The sequence below is a fragment of the Actinoplanes oblitus genome (assembly GCF_030252345.1).
GTDB lineage: Bacteria > Actinomycetota > Actinomycetes > Mycobacteriales > Micromonosporaceae > Actinoplanes > Actinoplanes oblitus.
In genome coordinates, this window is sequence record NZ_CP126980.1 from 4,215,554 (window position 1) to 4,233,537 (window position 17,984).

Annotated in this window: 18 protein-coding genes and 2 pseudogenes; 13 read left to right on the plus strand and 7 right to left on the minus strand. The window is 67.8% G+C overall.

The features are described from left to right. The first annotated feature begins 174 nt into the window (after window positions 1–174). The 9 genes and pseudogenes from Actob_RS18955 to Actob_RS18990 all read left to right on the plus strand — a co-directional run bounded on the left by Actob_RS18955 (window position 175) and on the right by Actob_RS18990 (window position 6,267). Window positions 175–798, plus strand: a complete 624-nt coding sequence (locus tag Actob_RS18955) for a hypothetical protein (protein WP_284921581.1) — start codon at window positions 175–177, stop codon at window positions 796–798. Window positions 799–959: 161 nt separating this feature from the next. Then, window positions 960–1,097 (plus strand): annotated as a pseudogene (locus Actob_RS44065) (RHS repeat-associated core domain-containing protein); the annotation flags it as partial. Window positions 1,098–1,103: 6 nt separating this feature from the next. After that, window positions 1,104–2,009 carry a polymorphic toxin-type HINT domain-containing protein gene (locus Actob_RS18960; RefSeq protein WP_284921582.1) on the plus strand — a complete coding sequence of 302 codons (906 nt, stop codon included), beginning with the start codon at window positions 1,104–1,106 and terminating at the stop codon, window positions 2,007–2,009. Window positions 2,010–3,495: 1,486 nt separating this feature from the next. Next, window positions 3,496–4,077 carry a hypothetical protein gene (locus Actob_RS18965; protein ID WP_284921583.1) on the plus strand — a complete coding sequence of 194 codons (582 nt, stop codon included), beginning with the start codon at window positions 3,496–3,498 and terminating at the stop codon, window positions 4,075–4,077. After that, a complete protein-coding gene (locus Actob_RS18970) occupies window positions 4,074–4,355 on the plus strand; it encodes a hypothetical protein (protein ID WP_284921584.1) in 282 nt (93 codons plus the stop codon). Before Actob_RS18965 ends, Actob_RS18970 begins: the two co-directional genes overlap by 4 nt. Before the next feature lie 52 nt (window positions 4,356–4,407). Next, a complete protein-coding gene (locus Actob_RS18975; protein ID WP_284921585.1) occupies window positions 4,408–4,887 on the plus strand; it encodes a DUF6301 family protein in 480 nt (159 codons plus the stop codon). A 2-nt stretch (window positions 4,888–4,889) separates the two neighbouring features. After that, a complete protein-coding gene (locus Actob_RS18980) occupies window positions 4,890–5,345 on the plus strand; it encodes a TY-Chap domain-containing protein (protein WP_284921587.1) in 456 nt (151 codons plus the stop codon). Window positions 5,346–5,359: 14 nt separating this feature from the next. Further along, window positions 5,360–5,830 carry a DUF6301 family protein gene (locus Actob_RS18985; protein WP_284921588.1) on the plus strand — a complete coding sequence of 157 codons (471 nt, stop codon included), beginning with the start codon at window positions 5,360–5,362 and terminating at the stop codon, window positions 5,828–5,830. Then, window positions 5,827–6,267 carry a TY-Chap domain-containing protein gene (locus Actob_RS18990; protein WP_284921589.1) on the plus strand — a complete coding sequence of 147 codons (441 nt, stop codon included), beginning with the start codon at window positions 5,827–5,829 and terminating at the stop codon, window positions 6,265–6,267. The genes Actob_RS18985 and Actob_RS18990 overlap by 4 nt, the downstream gene beginning before the upstream one ends. A gap of 239 nt (window positions 6,268–6,506) precedes the next feature. On the opposite strand, the pseudogene Actob_RS18995 reads toward Actob_RS18990, so the two are convergent. The 5 genes and pseudogenes from Actob_RS18995 to Actob_RS19015 form a co-directional block, all read right to left on the minus strand. Next, window positions 6,507–6,851: pseudogene (locus tag Actob_RS18995) on the minus strand (IS5 family transposase); the annotation flags it as partial. Between the two features lie 16 nt (window positions 6,852–6,867). After that, a complete protein-coding gene (locus Actob_RS19000; RefSeq protein ID WP_284921591.1) occupies window positions 6,868–7,248 on the minus strand; it encodes a hypothetical protein in 381 nt (126 codons plus the stop codon). A 112-nt stretch (window positions 7,249–7,360) separates the two neighbouring features. Beyond that, entirely contained in the window at window positions 7,361–7,945 is a 585-nt protein-coding gene (locus Actob_RS19005) for a hypothetical protein (RefSeq protein ID WP_284921593.1), read from the minus strand. A gap of 1,380 nt (window positions 7,946–9,325) precedes the next feature. After that, complete coding sequence (locus tag Actob_RS19010; protein WP_284921594.1) at window positions 9,326–9,922, minus strand: hypothetical protein; 597 nt, start codon at window positions 9,920–9,922, stop codon at window positions 9,326–9,328. Between the two features lie 179 nt (window positions 9,923–10,101). Then, complete coding sequence (locus Actob_RS19015; protein WP_284921595.1) at window positions 10,102–10,344, minus strand: hypothetical protein; 243 nt, start codon at window positions 10,342–10,344, stop codon at window positions 10,102–10,104. Window positions 10,345–10,959: 615 nt separating this feature from the next. Between Actob_RS19015 and Actob_RS19020 the strand changes: the two genes are divergently transcribed. The 3 genes from Actob_RS19020 (at window position 10,960) to Actob_RS19030 (ending at window position 15,772) form a co-directional block, all read left to right on the plus strand. Continuing rightward, entirely contained in the window at window positions 10,960–11,538 is a 579-nt protein-coding gene (locus tag Actob_RS19020) for a hypothetical protein (protein ID WP_284921596.1), read from the plus strand. Next, a complete protein-coding gene (locus tag Actob_RS19025) occupies window positions 11,535–14,186 on the plus strand; it encodes a tetratricopeptide repeat protein (RefSeq protein WP_284921597.1) in 2,652 nt (883 codons plus the stop codon). Before Actob_RS19020 ends, Actob_RS19025 begins: the two co-directional genes overlap by 4 nt. A gap of 167 nt (window positions 14,187–14,353) precedes the next feature. Further along, window positions 14,354–15,772: a pentapeptide repeat-containing protein gene (locus Actob_RS19030; protein WP_284921598.1), complete on the plus strand. Its 1,419-nt coding sequence runs from the start codon at window positions 14,354–14,356 to the stop codon at window positions 15,770–15,772. A 334-nt stretch (window positions 15,773–16,106) separates the two neighbouring features. Here Actob_RS19030 and Actob_RS19035 read toward each other — a convergent pair whose 3' ends face one another. Together Actob_RS19035 and Actob_RS19040 are read right to left on the minus strand one after the other, a co-directional pair. Continuing rightward, window positions 16,107–16,448 (minus strand): SMI1/KNR4 family protein, encoded by a 342-nt coding sequence (locus Actob_RS19035; protein WP_284921599.1) that lies wholly within the window; start codon window positions 16,446–16,448, stop codon window positions 16,107–16,109. 165 nt (window positions 16,449–16,613) lie between these two features. Next, a complete protein-coding gene (locus Actob_RS19040; RefSeq protein ID WP_407653673.1) occupies window positions 16,614–16,862 on the minus strand; it encodes a hypothetical protein in 249 nt (82 codons plus the stop codon). Between the two features lie 338 nt (window positions 16,863–17,200). Here Actob_RS19040 and Actob_RS19045 point away from each other — a divergent pair, with 338 nt between their 5' ends. Next, window positions 17,201–17,785 (plus strand): hypothetical protein, encoded by a 585-nt coding sequence (locus Actob_RS19045; RefSeq protein ID WP_284921600.1) that lies wholly within the window; start codon window positions 17,201–17,203, stop codon window positions 17,783–17,785. Window positions 17,786–17,984: the final 199 nt, after the last annotated feature.

The window sequence follows — 17,984 nt, forward strand, 5'->3', positions numbered from 1 at the left end:
CGGTTTCTTGGAGGCGACACACCCCCTTGCATTCGGACCGCATTCAGAACGTCAGTGACGCAAACTCGGCGAGGAACCCCAGGGCGGACAGGATCGTCACACCTCTTGAAGAAGTTCTGATCATGGAACGTCCGTGACGTAACTTGGAGGTTGCGATCTTGCGGGGGAGGGGCGTTGGCGGAGCCGGTGGAGCATGTCGTGCAGTCGCCGTGCGGCTGGTGTGGTGAGCAGATCCAGCAGCCGCCCCGGGGCCGGAAGCTGCGGTACTGCGACCGCAACTGCCGTCAGCGTGCCTACGAGATGCGCACCGCGCAGGCCCGCCGGCAGGCCGATGTCGACGCCGGCCGGATCGCCGAGCAGCCGGCCGAGAGGATCGTCGAGCGGGTGGTGCGGTCCCGCGTGCCGCGTACCCCGGCCGGCTGGGAAGCGGTACTGGCGCAGCTGCAGACCCAGCTCGGCGACGGCACGATCGGCTTCTGGAACGCCGGCCGGATCCAGCAGGCGCTTATCGGCGCCCTTAATCAGGCGGACCGGCTCGCCGGGCAGGCCCGCGTCACGGTGCGGCCGCCGGTCGACGAACGCCTGGAGCAGGCCGCCGCGGTACTGCTGCGGCTCGCCGGGAACGAGCCGGTCACCCTGCAACGGCTCGCCGCGGCGATGCAGCTGGGCATCGACGAGGTGCGCCAGGCGGTGCTCGAACTCGAGCACCTCGGGTTGCTCGTGGCCCGTCGCGCGGCAAACGTGGTGTCCGTCGACGAGCTGGCGGTCCATTCCCGCTTCATCCTCAGCCCACACTGAGCGTCGGCGCAAACAGCCCCGACCCTGATCAGGGGACTCTGTTGGCGAATCCGCCCCCTCGCTGTTAGCGGCGGGTGGACAAAGCGTAGCGGGAAGTATGCCGGGTCAGCCGTGGCCCCGGTGTCCAGCAACAGCGCCCGCGAGTTGCCGAACAGGAGAAACATGAGGGCCTCTACAACTACCGCTCCCGCTTCTACGCCCCCGGCACCGGTCGATTCCTCAGCCACGACCCGCTCGGCCTCGCCTCCGGCGACACCAACCCCTACACCTATGTACTGAACCAACCCACCAACCTGGTCGACCCGATGGGCACCAAGCCCCAGCAATCCTCGGACTGCGTCAGCAACAGCTTCGTCGCCGGCACACCCGTCCTTATGGCTGACGGCACCACCAAACCGATCGAACAGATCAAGCCCGGCGATCAAGTCATGGCGGGCAGCGTCGATACTAATCAGCCGACCCCCGAACGGGTCTCGGCGACCATCGTCGGCGCCGGCGACAAGAACCTCATCGACATCGACGTCGAAGCCACCGACGGCACCCAGGCCACCGTCACCGCCACCGACGGTCACCCCTTCTGGGTCGACAACGACGGCTCGCCCCGCACGCCTGGCGGCGACTGGATCAACGCCGCAGAACTCCGCCAAGGTCAATGGCTCAAGACCTCCACCGGAACCCTCGTCCGCGTTGCCGGCACACACGCCTACACTCAACACACCCAGGTCTACAACCTCACCGTAGACGATCTCCACACGTACTATGTGCTCGCTGGCAAGACTGCGGCCCTGGTTCACAACTGCGGCTTCTCGGATCGCGCCCGTGAGATTTGGGATGCCGAGCCGGACCAATTCATCAAAGACAGAGTCAGTACCGTTGCGGTCATTCGGGCTCAGACACCCCTCGGTCCTGTTGACCTCATTGCTGGTAGCGGTGACGGGCTCACGCCTGCTCAGATGTCTGTGCCGCTGAAGGCCGGTGAGATGTATGTTCCGAACATTCCCGGTACGGATGCTGAGCAAAACATCTTCCTATATATGCGCGTTCACGGCTACGAGCTGATAGCTGGCGGAACCTCCCGGAATGTTTGTCGCAACAAGTGTCTACCTTGGATTCGGGAGTTTGGTGGTGCCATGCAGGGTGAGGTGTATCCTGGCAACGGCAAGAAGACGACACGGCAGCGAAGCTTCGTCAAAGTGAACCTGGGGGACTGAGGTGCTCGTTGAAGCAGAAACGATCGCCGGATTAGAAGCGTTGGATGTGGCAGGTCGCCGGTTATTCGTGGCAGGCTGTGCTGAGCGAATGGCTCAGTTGTTCACGAGGTTTCGTAGCTTGCAGGACTCACGTGCTCATGATGTAGAGGTCTTCATTAACGGCCTGGACGAGCTTTGGGAGAGCGGCCCCAAGGAATCAAGTGAGCGTCTCCTGGGCGAAGTTGAGCGATTCGAGGAATTCGAACCCTCGGAGGAGGGGGTTTCTGACACTGCCGAGATCTACGCACTTTACTCGGCCCTGGCGCTACGGTATGCGCTTTCATGCGTTGTCCACGGCGATTCAGACTTCGCTGTTAAGTGCGGGCATGTCGTCCTTACCGCGATGGGGCAGATGGATAGAGTCGTTCCTTCGAACCTATTCGAAGAGGAGCAACGATTTCAAGCGCGTTATGAGGATGTTGCTTCTAGCGGGACGGGCCGTGACGGGTTCAGGCTGGAATGCCAGGATGCCGCTCGGCGAAGACTTAGATTGCTGCTGTCAAGGCTTTGAGTTATCTGGCATGCAGGGGCCTCGTGTATCTTCGGCCGCTCAGGGATGTGCTGCGCTGAACTTATCTGATTGCGGTCTACGGATGGGCGCACCTCGCCGATCGGCTGCCTCGGGATCGCATTCCGGTATGGATCTGGTCGAGCGGTCGTGGGGGATTGTCGACGAACTGCTATTCGCGGCGTTCCGAGGCCGCGCAACATCCGTACCGATCGCATCGTCCAAGAGGTCTTGGCAATCGGCGGCGATATCCGCCGCATCTGCGACATGTTCGGTCTCAGCGTCGACGGAGCCGTGCCCTACGTAGCCGTTCTCGGCCTCGACTTCACTACCCGGGCACCCTGCGTCCCGACGATCACATAAAGTCTCGCGTCGCGGAGGTCGGCGGCCCGCGAACCCTGGAGCTGGTTGGGCCGCCGGCGGCGAGTCACGCGGCGGGATCCGAGCTGGGTGGGGTGCGGTCGGGCGTACCGGAGAGTGGTTTCTCTGGCGGGGAGCCGGCGCGGTCCGGCGTACCGGACATGGGTGTGCCTCGTGGTGGCGAACCGGGACGGACGGATCTGCCGGCCGACCGGTTTCCGAGGGTGCGCGGGGCGAAGCCCGCGGTGACAGTGTGGGGACCGATGCGCGTGGTGGCGGTTCGGATCGTCGGGACGCGACGGTGGGCCCGGTCGTGAGGCGGCTGATGGCAAGACCGGGGAGCGCGGTGACCGGCCGGCGGACCGATCGGACCGCCAGGACCGGCAGCCGGAGCAGAACCAGCCAGAGCAGCGTTCGCCGGACAGAGCGCCGGACAGAGAGCCGGACAGGGAGTCGGACAAGGATCGGCCGGAGAGGGAGCCGGAGCGGCGGACGCCGGAGAAGGATGGGCGGCGCTGGCGGGATTACTCGGAGCGGGTCAGGCGGTGGTCGCAGAGCCGGCCTGCTGAGCAGGCGGCGATGGATCGTGCTGTGGCGCGGCGGTTCGGGCCGGGGGAGGGCGGTGCGCCGCGGTTGACGCCGGAGGCGGTGCAGCGGATCCTGGACCGTCCGGCCGAGCAGCTCGACGGGACCGGGCAGCGGTTCAAGCAGCTGGTGGAGGAGAACTTCACCGACTCCGCCTACCGGGACGGGCAGCCGATCCGGCGGCCGTCGTCGCCCGACGACATCGCCGCGCGGCTGGGCGAGCTGCGCGATTCCCGGCCGCCGAGCCTGACCAGCCGGTTGCTGCACGTCGACAGGCTGCGGGATTTGCTGCCGGAGCTGTCGCACGAGGTCCCGGAGCCGGAACTGATCCATTCCAGGCAGGTGAACGCCGGCGCCTACCATGGCTTCGCCCGGCCCTCGGACCGCCTGTCGGTGGAGCACGAGGTGCGTGAGGCCGCCCCCGAGGTGGTGCGTGACCTGTTCAAGAACGTGGAGCTGAACCGCCCGGCCAGCTGTGGGCACGATGAGCTGCGGGTCCAGGACGGCAGGACGGTCAAGGTCGATTTCGGATCGGGGTCGATGGACCGGCGTGAGGTCGGCACGTCCGGACGGTGACCAGTCACGAGGTCGCCGAGATCCTGCGGACCGAGCAGCTGCGCGTGAACGGCGAGCCGCTGCCGAAGAAGAGCATGCTGGACCTCAGGGATCACGGCGCGCGGGAACTGAGTCCGGACGACCACGGCCGGCACCTGGTCAGTCAGCCGCATCCGGAGCCGGGCGCCGATCCGCCGCCCGCGAAGGTGGCCCGGTTCACCTTCGAGTACCAGGACGGCCACACCGACTTCGGCAGCGAGAAGAACGTCTTCGACCCGCGCAACATCGACGCGCCTTAGGCAACGCCGCAACCGATAGGGTGTCAGCGGCGACGACGACGGAGGTACTGCAGTGGCGGGGTGGCGAGCCCTCGACGAGCCGACGATCTCCCGTGCGGCGGCGAACCTGCTCTCGGCGGAGCGGTGGCTGCTGACGGCCACGCTGACCGAGGTGGCGGCGGGCCTCGGCTGGACCGTGACCCGGTTCAAGCCCGAGCGGCCGAGGATCGGCGCGTTCCTCGACGCCGGGCACGGCCTGGGCCCGACCGGCGCCTACTTCCGGCTCGACGGCGACGCCCGGGTGCGGGAGATCTCGATGAACATCACCGAGGAGATTGCCGCGGACGCGCCCGGCGCCGACGATTTCAAGCAGGACATTTTCGGTACGGCGGCGTCAGCGCTCACCGACGCGCACGGGCGGCCGTCCGAGCTGCACCCGGGTGCCGAGCCGGAGATCTGGTGGCGGCGGGACACCGCGACGTTCCGCCTGGTCACCAAGTCCGATGCGATCGCCCTGCAACTCACGCCGAACACGTTGCTGGTCGGCGACTGAGGATGCCCGACCTCGACTGGGAGACGTTCCGCGACGGGCTGGCTCGCAGCGTGGCGGCCCTGCCCAACGGCGCCGCGCTGATCGTCCGGGACCGGGAGCGGACGGTGTGTTTCGTGCAGTTCCTGTTCAGCTACGACCACATCGTCGCCGAGGTGGCCAGCGGCTGGGACCAGTGGGGCCGGCCGAACCTGAGCGACGAGGAGTTCGCGGCGCTGGAGCGGATCGGCTGGTCGCCGCCCGAGCGGGATCCCAGCCTCAACCACGGCCTGCGCCTGCCCTGGCCGGCCCGCTCGGCCGAGTACCGCCGGGTGGCCGACATGTGCGTGGCGGCGCTGCGTGACGTGTTCGAGATCCCCTCGCCGGCGTCACTGTGCTACAAGGCCTTCGTCAGCCCGAGCGGTGACGCCCTGCTCATGCCGCGGCTCGGTATTGCGTCTCCGCCCGATTGGCGGCTGTGAGCCTGGGGTTCCGCATGGTGGACCAGCAGGCGATCCTCCGGGCGGCGCAGACACTGTTGTCGGCCGAGCCCTGGCTGATGACGGTTTCCATGACGGAGGTGACGGCCAGGCTGGGCTGGACAGTATCCGAATTCGACCCGGACTATCCGGACTTGGGCGCGTTGATCGACTCCGGCCTGGGACTGGGCCCAAGAAGCGGCTTTCTCGGCCTTGACGAGCAGAGCCGGGTCCAGCAGATCATCGTCAACCTCACCGAACGGGTATCCGTCGAAGGCCCCGAGGTGGGCGCGTTCCTGCAGGATGTCTTTGCGGCCGCGGCGGCGGCCCTGACGAGCGAATTCGGGCGTCCGGCGCGAACCGTTCACGGTGAGGAGCCGCAGCTGTGGTGGCAGCGGCCGGCCACGATGTTCGGGCTGATCACCGGGATCGACGCGGTCAGCCTGCAACTGTCCCCGAACGAGCTGATGGGCGGCGACTGGGAGTGACCGACCTGGACTGGCCGGAGTTTCGTGACGGCCTGGCCCGCAGCATCGCCGCCCTGCCCAACGGTGCCGCGCTGATCGTCAGCGACGTGGAACGGACGGCGTGCTTCGTGCAGTTCATGCTGGATCGCGACCGCGTCATCGCCGAGGTGGCCAGCGGCCTGGACCAGTGGGACCGGCCCAACCTCACCGAGGAGGAAACGGCGGCGCTGGAACAGATCGGCTGGTCGCCGCCGGAGAAGAACCCCGTCCTCAACCATGGCGTGACCGTGGCCTGGCCGGCGCCTTCCTCCGAGTACCGGCGCATGGCCGACATGTCGGTGGCCGCCCTGCGCGACGTCTTCGAGATTCCGTCGCCGGCGTCACTTCGCTACAAGGCGTTTGCCGTTTCGGGCGGTGCTGCCGTGCCGATGCCGCGGCTCGGCATCCCGGCGCACTGATTAGCAACCGGCGGTCCGACCGGCTCGGGTCCCCCTACAGCGGTACAGTGGCAGGCCTCAGACAAGCCGCGCGGAGCGGACGGTGCGGGTGCGGTAGTCGAGCGAGGCGTCGGTCGGTGACCTGATCACCGGCGCCCACAACCGGACGGCCATCGGCACACTGGTCGAGCACAGCACCCATTTCGTCGTCCTCGTCCTCGTCCTCGTCCCGCAAGGCCGCAACGCCGCACGCTGTGGTGGCCCTTTTTAGCGGCTCCGGCGGCGTGCTGGTGGGTGCGCACGATCGTGGCGTCGACCTGAGCGTCCCAGTCGATGTCGTCGTCGAGCTCGGCCAGCGCGATCACCTCGGCCTTCATCCGCCTCCAGGTGCCGTCAGCGGCCCACCGGCTGAAGCGTTGATGCGCGGTTTTCCACGGCCCGTAACGTTCGGGCAGGTCACGCCACGGCGAGCCGGTCCGCTTAATCCAGCAGATCGCGTTAATGACCTGCCGATGATCACGCCACTGCCCGCCACGGACGGGCTGCGCCGGCAACAACGGCTCCAGCACAGCCCATTCCTCGCTTCTCAGATCACCACGTGCCACATCGGTTCAACGACCGTCATCCATGATCGCCACGCATGATCCACGGGACAGAGCCTAGAGCGACACCGGCCAGCCCCAGCGGCAGCACCGCAATCGCGTACCACCAGCTGAGCCGGTCCGTCAGTATCGGCGCGAGCTCGACCAGCATCGCCGCCGCGGCCGCGCCGCCGGCGACGAACACGACTAGGCTGCTGATCCTGCGGTGCCGGGCCGCCCGCCGTTGCGGCACCTTCGCCTCGAATGCCAGCAACGTGGTGGTCGCGGCGAACACCGCGCTCATCTGCTCGGCGCGGCCCGGATCGCCGTCGGCGAGCCTGCCCAACTTGTCGTGCTGCTCGCGCAGCGCCTCCTGCAGGCGCGCTACCTCGGCCGTCTCTGCTTCGTCCGCCTTGCTCAAACCCGACTCCTTCGTCTTGCGCGATGCGATGGACGTTGCGCAGGCGAGAGCCGCACCCTCGCCGTGGCGCACGAGCAGGCCGGACCCCGGATCGGGGCCCGGCCGTGGTGTGTCAGGCGGCGGGATGGGCGAGCAGGTAGGCCAGGGCGTGTGCCTCGGACTCCAGCCAGGTCTGATAGCGCGGCCGCTGCGGCAGCGCGGTGTGTGCGGTTCTGCGCCGCACGTCCAGCACGACCGGATGGGCGCCGGGACAGGTCTGGTCCATGGTGTGCTGCATCAGCCAGGTCGTCAGCTCAGCGACCCGCGGATCGATCGGGTCGGCCAGCAGGTACAGCTTGATGGCCTCGACGGTGCCGTCCGGGTGCTCGACCGCGAAGTCGGGCGTGACCCGCACCGCCAGGTCCGGGGTCTCCCACCGGCCCGGGCTCACGTCGATCATCGCGGTGAAGTCGTGCTCACCGAGGTAGCCGAACCACCCCTTGGCGATCGCCGCGAAGTGGCTCTTGAAGTCCTTACGGCACCTGGTGAGCGCCAGGTTGAGGTGGATGTGGTCCTGCCCGGTACGGCGACCGTTCTTGATCGCCCGGCGCATCGGGGCGTACGGGTCCTTGACCGGGCTGTACGGCTCGTCCATCCCGGAGACCACCTGGAACCGCTGTTCACCGGCGGTCCGGACGTAGTGGATGAACTGGGTCATGCTGACGGCGGGAACGGCAGGGCGCAGCGGACCGGCTGCGCGGGCTGTGCGGGACAACGTTACGGATCCTCTCCCGGGCCCCTTCCACGGCACAGCCGGCGCACGGGACCGGCTGTGGGATCCCGCACTGTTCCCCTGAACAGGTACTTCAGGGGTCGCGCCGATCACCACGTGCCGGTAGGGTCGAAGACAGCGACGTTATCGAGGCCCCAGTGCGGCAAGGCTGCCCCAAGCGCAGACCTTCTGCCTGGGGCCCGATGCATTCAGGCCTATGCTCGACCGCCGTATTCCGGCTGATCCGGCCGTCCCCAGCCTTACCGGCCCATCGGCGCACGTCATCACGATGAAGCCGTTACAGCGGATCGTTCCTCAGCCTGATTTACCGTGTTCTCGTCCGCGGGCGAGCCGGCGCAGCGCCTGGCGCCAAGCCCGAGCCCGGCACCGGGGTGAGCAGAACTTCGCGGCAGGACTGCGGCTGTCCACATCCCACATCGTCTTGCAGAACTGGCAGGCTACGAAGAACGCCGCCATCGGCGGCGCCGGAGGCGGCAGCTCGCTGCGGGCGCGGCAGGCGCGAGTCCGGCACCGTGACGAACAGAACCGAGCATCCTTGCGATGCACCAGCGGCATCAGGCCACCACATTGCTCGCACGCATCCCCAGCCACTCTACGGAAAGTACCCATACGACTACACAGAGGGAAGCCCCGCTGTTCGTTGTGCGGTCCGCCGCGGCGCGCTAGCGCAGCCCCGGCGCCATAGCCGAGTCAGGCACCCGGGCCCGAAACGAGACCGGGTTGGCCCGGCCGGATGCCGTCACGGTGCTGCTCCCGGCCCAACACACCACATCTGCTCGCTCCACCACTCGTGGTCCCGGCGCCGGACCGCTCCCTCCCCAGCCGGGCCCCTTGTTCCACATGCCGGAACGACGGAAGCCGCGAAGTGGCTCTCCGATACCTACCCCCTGAGGCGATCACCCCAGGCCCGGACCTAGATCAACTGCTTAGAGTTGTTTTTGGGCTGGAAACTACGGGCAGGTCGAGTCTGACCCGGGCGCAATTCGGGGAGCGTTACACCCGGGCGGTCAGGCCCTCGCCGATCTTCGGCCGGGGCCTTTCTCGTGTCCGGGCAAGGCCCCGGGATCACCGGCGATCTGTGACTTCATGCGCCTGTGACTTGCCCACCCCATGAGTGAGGTGCTGCCCAAGGGTGAGCCAGCTCCGGCCCACCCTTGTCCGGGCATGGCACCCACCCCTGCGCGGGCATGGCGCCCCACCCCTCTACGGGTACGGCCTATAAGAGACCCGCCTTATAGAGACCCACTCATGGAAACCCCAGCGCGGCCCAGGCGCTGGATCCAGACCCCCCACTGCTCCCGGGGATCACCGCGTTGCCGGTCGGGCCTCCGGAAGGTCGGAGTCGTCCAGGCGGTCCGCAAGACGGCACAGGGCGGCGAGGACCACCATGTCGAGGGAATAACCCCGGTACGGGCTGGCGCCGGGACGCCGGCGTGGGTCGGTGACCGCCTCCAGGTAGCCGTTGGCGAAGGCGGTCACCAGCACCACGGTCAGCGGCACCGGCGTGGGCTGCTTCGGAGTCGGCTTGCGAAGCTGCGCCGCGAGCTCGTCGACGTAGCTGTCGAGGATCCGGTCCAGCTCGGGATCGCGGGCGGCGTCGTCGAGCACGCTCTGGCCGTACTCCGCGCGCACCTGCGCGATCGACAGCATGGCCCGCCCGTCGGGCCGGGTCAGTGCGACCTTCCCGAGCCCCCGCCACACCAGCCGGGCGAGCCGGCCATCGCGACGATCCTTCGCCACCGACCACAGGTATTTCACGGTCGCTGTGGTGATCAGCGGCATCGCCACTGGTACGGCCCACGCGCTGTGGCCGGTTATCGTGGCCAGCAGCACGCCGGCCAGTGTCGTCCCGGCAAGCGCAGGCAGGGACCACCGAGGCGCCTCCGGTCTCAAAGCGATCATCGACAGCAAGGTATTGACGATCGCCGCACCGATGACTATGACAGAGACCATCCGTCGGACGGTACCGAGCCGTTATGACCGACAGGGATCGGGCGGGCGGCCGGAGTCGGGACCGGGGCAGGTGTAGTGATCCTCGAGGCCCCAACCCCATGAGGAGACGAGCCCCAGATCGTACGGCGCTAGATCACTCGCTCAACCGGCAGTGAGACGCGCAGGTGCCCGATATGAATCGTGTCTCGCGGCAGTGGGTTGAGCGCCACGACCTGCAAGGTCACGTCGTCGCTAGCGGCAAGTTCCAACGCTCCAGTCTCTAGAAGCTTCTGCCGGTGCCCATGATCGATGTTGACGTTGCAACGCCAGACTCCGTTGCCGTCCCGCCAGACGACAATCTCAACATCTTCGTTTTCGGGATCTCGAGACATGACCGGAAGTCTAGAAGCGGCGTCCGGACCACATCAGGACCAATTAGCGTCTCAGCCCACCGCCCGATCATCAGCAGATCCGCGCCCCGGGCCTGGGAGGGGAACCTTTCGCGATGCCGCGTGCGGATCGGCGTCACTGTGACGGTGATACGAACGGCGGAGAGGAACCTCCGCAGCCCAATATTGGCGCTAGCTGCGGAAACGGGTAGCGAGACAGCCACTGAGAGGGTCGTTCCACTTCCTTGGAACCGGAACGTTCCAGGGCCGGGAAGTGGAACGGCCACGCCTTTCTTGCGCGCCACCGGGTCGACGCACAAGGGCGGCCGTCCGATGTAGGGGTGCCGGTAAGAAACGTGCCACCAGCCGCAAACCGGAGTGATCGCGCTGGCCAGCGTTGTAATCGCGCCTGGGATTGGCCGGACGCTGAGGTCGCGGCCGGGTGGGCCATCATCTCGGGCCACGGCCCTACCGCTGGATCTCGATGCATTGGTCGAGTGCTGACTGTTGCTGGATGACGCGGCGGGGTGATCGTGTGTCGGCTTCCTGTCACCGGCGTGGCCGGCTCATGCGCGGCGGGGTATGTGTGACGTTTCCGAGGGTCTGGGAGGTAAGCCCGTGGACGCGGAGTGGCTGGTACAGCTGGCATCATCGGGTGCCACGACGCTGGTGACGGCGGCGGCGACGGACCTGTGGAAGGACCTGCGCCCGGCCTTCACCCGGCTGTTGGGCCGCGGTGATCCGCAGCGGGAAATTGAGGCCGGGCAGCAGCTGGACGCGTTGGCCGCGACCGTCGAACAAGTCCCCGAAGAGCAGCAGGATGTCGTACGCCGCGAGCAGGCACAACAGTGGCAGACGCAACTGGCCGACCTGCTGCACGAGCACCCGCAGGCCGCCGAGGCCTTGGAGCGCATCGTCGCCGAACAGCGCACCCAGTCGGGCGGGCAGTCGGTGACCGGATCGTCGGTCGGCGGTGCAGTTTCGCAGATCCGCGGTGTGCGCGGCAGCGTCCGCTTCGGCCCTGACCTCACGCCCGGCGGCCCTCAGCTACCGGCGGTCCCCGAACCGGCACCCGCCGCCGCGCCAGCCGCCGATGACACCGCGGTCGGTGAGGGGCAGCAGGTGACGCGGTCCTGGGTGGCAGGCCCGGTCCGGCAGGTCGAGCAGGTCGACGGCGACGTCGACGTCGACCGGTGACCCGCGACTGGACGCCGCGCCCGCAATCCGGGCAGACAGTGGTCGGCAGTGTCGTGTTCGGTGACATCATCCAGATCACCGGGGTGGGCGGTGACGTGACGGTCAGCCTGGACCGGCCCCCGTACCGGGTTACCGCCGCGGATCTCACCTCAGCAGCGGTGAGCGTGGATCAGGCCCGTGACCAGCCCAGCCAGCTGCTACTGGCCCAGCATCAGGTGGTGCCGTTCACCGGCCGTGACCGCACCCTCGACGACCTCGCCGCATGGGTAAGCGGGACCGAGCCGGTCACCGTGAAACTGATCCACGCCGCCGGCGGCCACGGCAAGACCCGCCTCGCCACCTACGTCAGCACGCAATGCGCCGCGGCGGGCTGGGCGGTATGGCAGTTCACCCACACCCGCACCCCGGTGCCCGGATCTCTGGGGATCTCGCGTGTCGCGCTTCCCGGGGGCGCGGTCCTGGCGGTCGTGGACTACGCCGACCGGTGGCCGGCATCCGCCTTGATTGCCCTGCTGACGCAACTACGGGACCTGAACCTGCGGGCCGCAACGACGGTGCGGGTGCTGATGCTGGCCCGCTCCAGCGGCTACTGGTGGCCCGCTGTAGCGTCCGCCGCCCGCAGCACCCTGCGCATCGATGTGCAGAGACGACCACCGGCCCTGCCGGCGTTGGCTGCCGACGGCGGTAACGACCGCCCGGCGTTGTTCTCGGCCGCGGCCACCAAGTTCGCGGCCGCGCTCGACCTGCCGCCGGCCGACTGGCCGGTACCGGACCTGTCCGGCTCCAACTTCACCCAAGTCCTGGCGACTCACATGGCCGCGCTGGCCACCGTCGACGCGATCCGCCGCGGACGCAAGCCCCCGACGAACCCGGAAGCGGCGTCGGCGTACCTGCTGGAACGCGAAGAGGCGTACTGGTACGCGCTACACACCCGCGCCGAGGATCCGCTACCCACCCCGCCGGCCATGATGCATCGCACCGTGTTCGCGGCAACCCTCACCGGCGCTCAACCCCGAACCCATGCACAGCACATCCTGGCCACGGCCGGATTCGCCGACACCCGCGCCACCGCCGACCAGATCATCGACGACCACACCACCTGCTACCCGCCCAGCACCGCCCGCACCGTGTTCGAACCCCTGCACCCCGACCGGCTCGGCGAAGACCTCCTCGCCCTGTCCACTCCCGGACACGACAGCGACAGCGAACTGGAACGCGACTGGACGACCGACACCTTCACCGCCCTCCTCGACGACACCCAGCCATCAGAGTGGAACGCGACCGCGGTCACCGTCCTGGTCGAGACCGCACGCCGCTGGCCCCACATCGCCACCAACCTGCTGTACCCCTTCGCACGCCAGCATCCGGAACAGATCATCGCTGCGGGCGGCGCCACCATTACTCGGCTGGCCAGTATCCCCGACATTGGCCCGGACATACTTCAAGCCCTCGAACCCCTGCTGCCCAGCCAGCCCCACATCGACCTCGACATCGCCGCAGCGGCGGTCAGCAGCGTCCTGACTCCCTACCGCCTGGCCCGCACCACCGACCCGGCCGAGCAAGCCAATCTCCACGCGGCACACGGGTATCGCCTGGCCAACGCCGGGCAGCGGGAGCAGGCCCTGGCCCCGGCCGAGGAAGCCGTCACCATCCGGCGCCGGCTGGCCGAGCAGAACCCGGACGCCTACCTGCCCGACCTCGCCGCGTCGTTGAACAACATCGGCACCTCCCTGTCGGAGCTGGGTCGCCGCGAGCAGGCCCTGGCCCCGGCCGAGGAAGCCACCGGCATCTACCGCCGGCTGGCCGAGCAGAACCCGGACGCCTACCTGCCCGACCTCGCCGGGTCGTTGAACAACCTGGGCACCCGCCTGTCGGGGCTGGGCCGCCGCGAGCAGGCCCTGGCCCCGGCCGAGGAAGCCGTCACCATCCGGCGCCGGCTGGCCGAGCAGAACCCGGACGCCTACCTGCCCCACCTCGCCGCGTCGTTGAACAACCTGGGCACCCGCCTGTCGGGGCTGGGCCGCCGCGAGCAGGCCCTGGCCCCGACCGAGGAAGCCGTCACCATCCGGCGCCGGCTGGCCGAGCAGAACCCGGACGCCTACCTGCCCCACCTCGCCGCGTCGTTGAACAACCTCGGCATCCGCCTGTCGGGGCTGGGCCGCCGCGAGCAGGCCCTGGCCCCGGCCGAGGAAGCCACCGGCATCTACCGCCGGCTGGCCGAGCAGAACCCGGACGCCTACCTGCCCCACCTCGCCGCGTCGTTGAACAACCTCGGCATCCGCCTGTCGGAGCTGGGTCGCCGCGAGCAGGCCCTGGCCCCGGCCGAGGAAGCCACCGGCATCTACCGCCGGCTGGCCGAGCAGAACCCGGACGCCTACCTGCCCGACCTCGCCATGTCGTTGTGGGCGTACGGGCTGATATGCGTGAACGTGAAGGCCAACTACGCCCAGGCCCTGGAATCGGTCACCGAAGCGATCAGCCTCTACAAGTCGCTGGCCGAGCAACTGCCGGACATGTTCTTAGGCCAACTGTCCTCGGCGTACCGGACCCTCGCCGATGTCCTTGAAGGTCTCGGGCGAGCGAACGAGGCCGCGAACCTGCGCCGCCAGCTTGACCAGGCATCCAGTGGCGGGTCAGGTTCGGGGTGAACGGTTGCCTTCAGGGAAGGGTCGTGCCGCTGCCAATCGGCGATCTGGAAGCCCTTGGACGCGATCGAGGCCTGGGCCGGCCGGTACCTCGACGCCGCCGCCGTTTGCGGCTGGTGACGCGTTTCTTACCGGCACCCCATGTAGCTCGGGTCGGCGACGATGCGTGCATGACAGCTCAGCGCATCGATGCTCGGCGGCGTTGGCCGTGGCTGCTGTCCAACGCCGGCATCCTGACCGTCACTGTGATCGTCGCCGGGCTCGGGATCACCGCGCTGGTGGTGATGCTGCTGATCGCCAGACACGCTCCGGATACGGAGCGGGCGAAGCTGCTGATCGAGGCCCTGAAGTACGGGCTGGGCTTCTTCGCCGCCGCCGGCGCGGTCGCCGCGCTCCTCGTGGCAGTCCGTCGCCAGCTGCTCGCCGAGAACGCCCATGACTTGTCCGAACGCAACCACCAGCTCGCGCTGCAGGCGCAGGCGCACACCGAGACCGACGCCGCCGAGCGACGGGTTACCGACCTGTACACCAAGGCTGTCGAACAACTCGGCTCCGCCGACGCCGCCGTCCGCCTCGGCGGCCTGTACGCCCTGGAACGCGTCGCGCAGAACAACCCCACCCAGCGGCAAACCATTGTCAACGTGTTCTGCGCCTATCTGCGCATGCCCTACACCCCGCCCGCCACCACCACACCGGCGGCGGCGGGACCGGTCACCGAACTGCCCCTGCCCTACGCCGGGCCGACCGCAAGCCGTGACCCCCGGCAAGAACTGCAAGTCAGGCTCACCGCCCAACGCATCCTGGCCACCCACTTGACCTTGCCGGCGGACGTCACCAGCGAGCAAGCGGGCACTCTGACACCCACCGCCGGCCAACCGTTCTGGCCCGGCCTTGACCTTGACCTGACCGAAGCTCAGCTCATCAACTGGAACCTGTCCCGGGGCCACCTGCGCCACGCCGACTTCACCAGCGCCACCTTCACCGGCGACGCGTGGTTCAGCGAGGCGACCTTCTCCGGCGACGCGCGGTTCGGCGAAGCGACCTTCTCCGGCACTGCGCAGTTCGGCAAGGCGGCCTTCTCCGGTGTCGCGTGGTTCAGCGAGGCGGCCTTCTCCGGCGACGCGCGGTTCAGCGAGGCGGCCTTCTCCAGCACTGCGTGGTTCATCGCGACAACCTTCTCCGGCGAAGCGTGGTTCGTCGGGGCGGCCTTCTCCGATGACGCGTGGTTCAACAGGGCGGCCTTCACCGCTACTGCGCGGTTCAACAAGGTGACCTTCTCCGACGCGCGGTTCAACAAGGTGACCTTCACCGGCGACGCGTGGTTCGCCGACGCGGCCTTCTACTGCACCGCGCAGTTCGGCGGGGCGGCCTTCACCGGCGCCGCGCTGTTCACCACTGCGACCTTCATCGGCGCCGGGTGGTTCGGCGAGGCGACCTTCACAGGGGACCGACTGGTGATGGCTGAGGCACGGGTTGCACTGCATGAGGACCGGACGGATGCGTGGCCGCCAGGGTGGCGGGTCGCACCGGTTCCGACCGACGGCTGGGGCCGGTTGGTGGAAGAGGCGCCCCCGAGCATCTCCGGCTGATTTCTGCTGTTCCACTTCCATGCCTGCGGTACGCGAGCGGCTGCGGGGTTGCGGGAAGGCGGGTCTTGGCTCTGTGACGTTCCGGAAGTCGTTCCGCAATGGGCCGTTCCGGAACCGGCCGTACTGGCGAGTTCTGGAACGTCTCCTCTGCCTGATTCTGTCGGTGAGTTCTAGGTTCTGTCCCGTCTTCCGTGTTTGATCTTCGTCGGTTTGGCTGGTTGCTCGTGAGGCAGGCGGGTGACCGCTTCTAGGTGGAGATCGTCCCGGCGTTCCAGCCGATCCAGAAATCTTCGAGCGTGTCGGCCAGCAGGAGGGTCTCCTGCGAGGTGGGACGCTAGACGAATACGCCGGTGCTGCCGTCGCGTGGGACGCAGAATGGATCGCCGGTGCCGTCGTCGCCGAATCCAAGCAGCTGGCGCCGGTCCACGCTCTGCTTCTCCCAGCCGTCCCATGAGCTTTGGTTTCGCTCGATGACTTCGGCAAGCGGCCAGACCACGAACCATTGCCCGGCTTCGTTGAAAACGCCGTTGCTGACCAGGTATAGGGCGCGTAGCTCGGCAGGTAGTGCGGCTTTGAGAGACGTCTCGACACGTGCAAGGTCATCATGCGATGCCGGACGCTGCAGCTTGATGTGTTCCTCATGGGGTAGCAGGGCACCCCAGTCCGAGCCAGTCACGCTCAGATGGTGTCACTCCCGCCGGGTCGGTGTCCCGCGGAGTCACTTGGCGGCGAGCGTTCCGGGTGCTGGCACGCGGGCACTGCGTCCGGTGCTTTTGCGAGCACCCGGCGCTTCGACGAAAGCAGACCTTCGCGCTGGGTCATCAGACGGTCGGAGGCTTGATCATTCGGCGAGTAGGACTCGTTTGCGGAGGAGCTCGAAGCCGGCTCGGCCGTACATCTGTCGTTTGAGCATTTTGATCCGGATGACGTTGCCTTCGACCGGCCCGAAGTTGAAGGGCAGGCTCAGCCCGGCGGTCACGGCGGCGAGGTCGGAGGTCACGCCGTTCACGAAGCCGTTGATGCTCGGCAGGTTGGCCTGCTCGGCAGTAGTGAGCCATTGGCCGAGGTGGTGGCCGTGCCGCTGGGTCATGATCGCGGCGAAGCACCGCACCAGTCTGCGGCGGCCATCGAAGTCTGTCCGTCAGGGATGGCGGCGCGGGCTGCACGCCCAGGCGCCACGCGGCGGAATGTTCGTGAGAACCGGCACCACTCGCAGATCTGGCCGTCCGCTGTGTCGACGGTCTCCTGCAAGCCCGCTCACGCTGCGTGTACGTGATCATGAAGCCACTCATTGCACGGGTGCGCGGATTTAGCCGAGAGAGCGCGAGAGGCTGACCGTTGGTTGCTGGCAGCGACGTGGGCCTCGGCCGTGGAGCACCCACCTGATAACGACTCCGGCCTGGCGGCCGGGTGAGCTAACGTGTCGCGGTGTCCGTCGACTCCTCCGGAGGCATGCCCAGAGCGGCCACTCTGGCCGCAATCATGGACTCCGCCCACACCGCGATCCGCACCCTCTTGGGTGTCACCACCATCCCCGAACTCGAGGTGGTTACCGACGTCTATACCACCAGACGAGTTGTCCTGCGCCCCGAACAGGAGTCGACTCTTCTCGGTGGTCTGGACCGGCACGGCGACGACGCGAGTTTCTGGGAGGTCGGTCTTCCCGGCACCAACGACTGGGTTCGCCTGATCCTGCATCGTTTGCTTGACCAACCCGTCGACCCCGCCACCCTCACCGACGACGAGGACGGCCTCTGGCTGCATCCGGCCTTGAGCTGCGACCCGATGCGTACCGGCGTCGCGATGGCTCTCTCGGTCGGCCTGGCGCTGGGCGCCGCACTCGCTGGTGGCGGCCACTTCTCGACCCAGCTCACAGTGTGGCCCGCCGACCTGGCCAATCCTGCGGAGGTGATCGCAGGCACCAAGATTTCCCCCACTGATCAGCCGTTCCGCGACGCCTGCATCCGCTACATGGACCAATTCCCGGACTCCAAACCAGGCGGGGGCTGGTAACCACGATGCTTACCCAGCGCCTTCCGGATCCCTGTTAGCCGTGGCGGGCAACGTACTGTCATGCTGCGGACACGGCGTGCCTTTCTGAACGCCCGATAGTCGCGGGCAGAGCCAACTGGGCGTTCCAGCGGGCGATACGGCCCTGCATAGACCCGCAGGCATTGCATTCATGACCGGCGCCATAAGGGCAGAGTTCCTC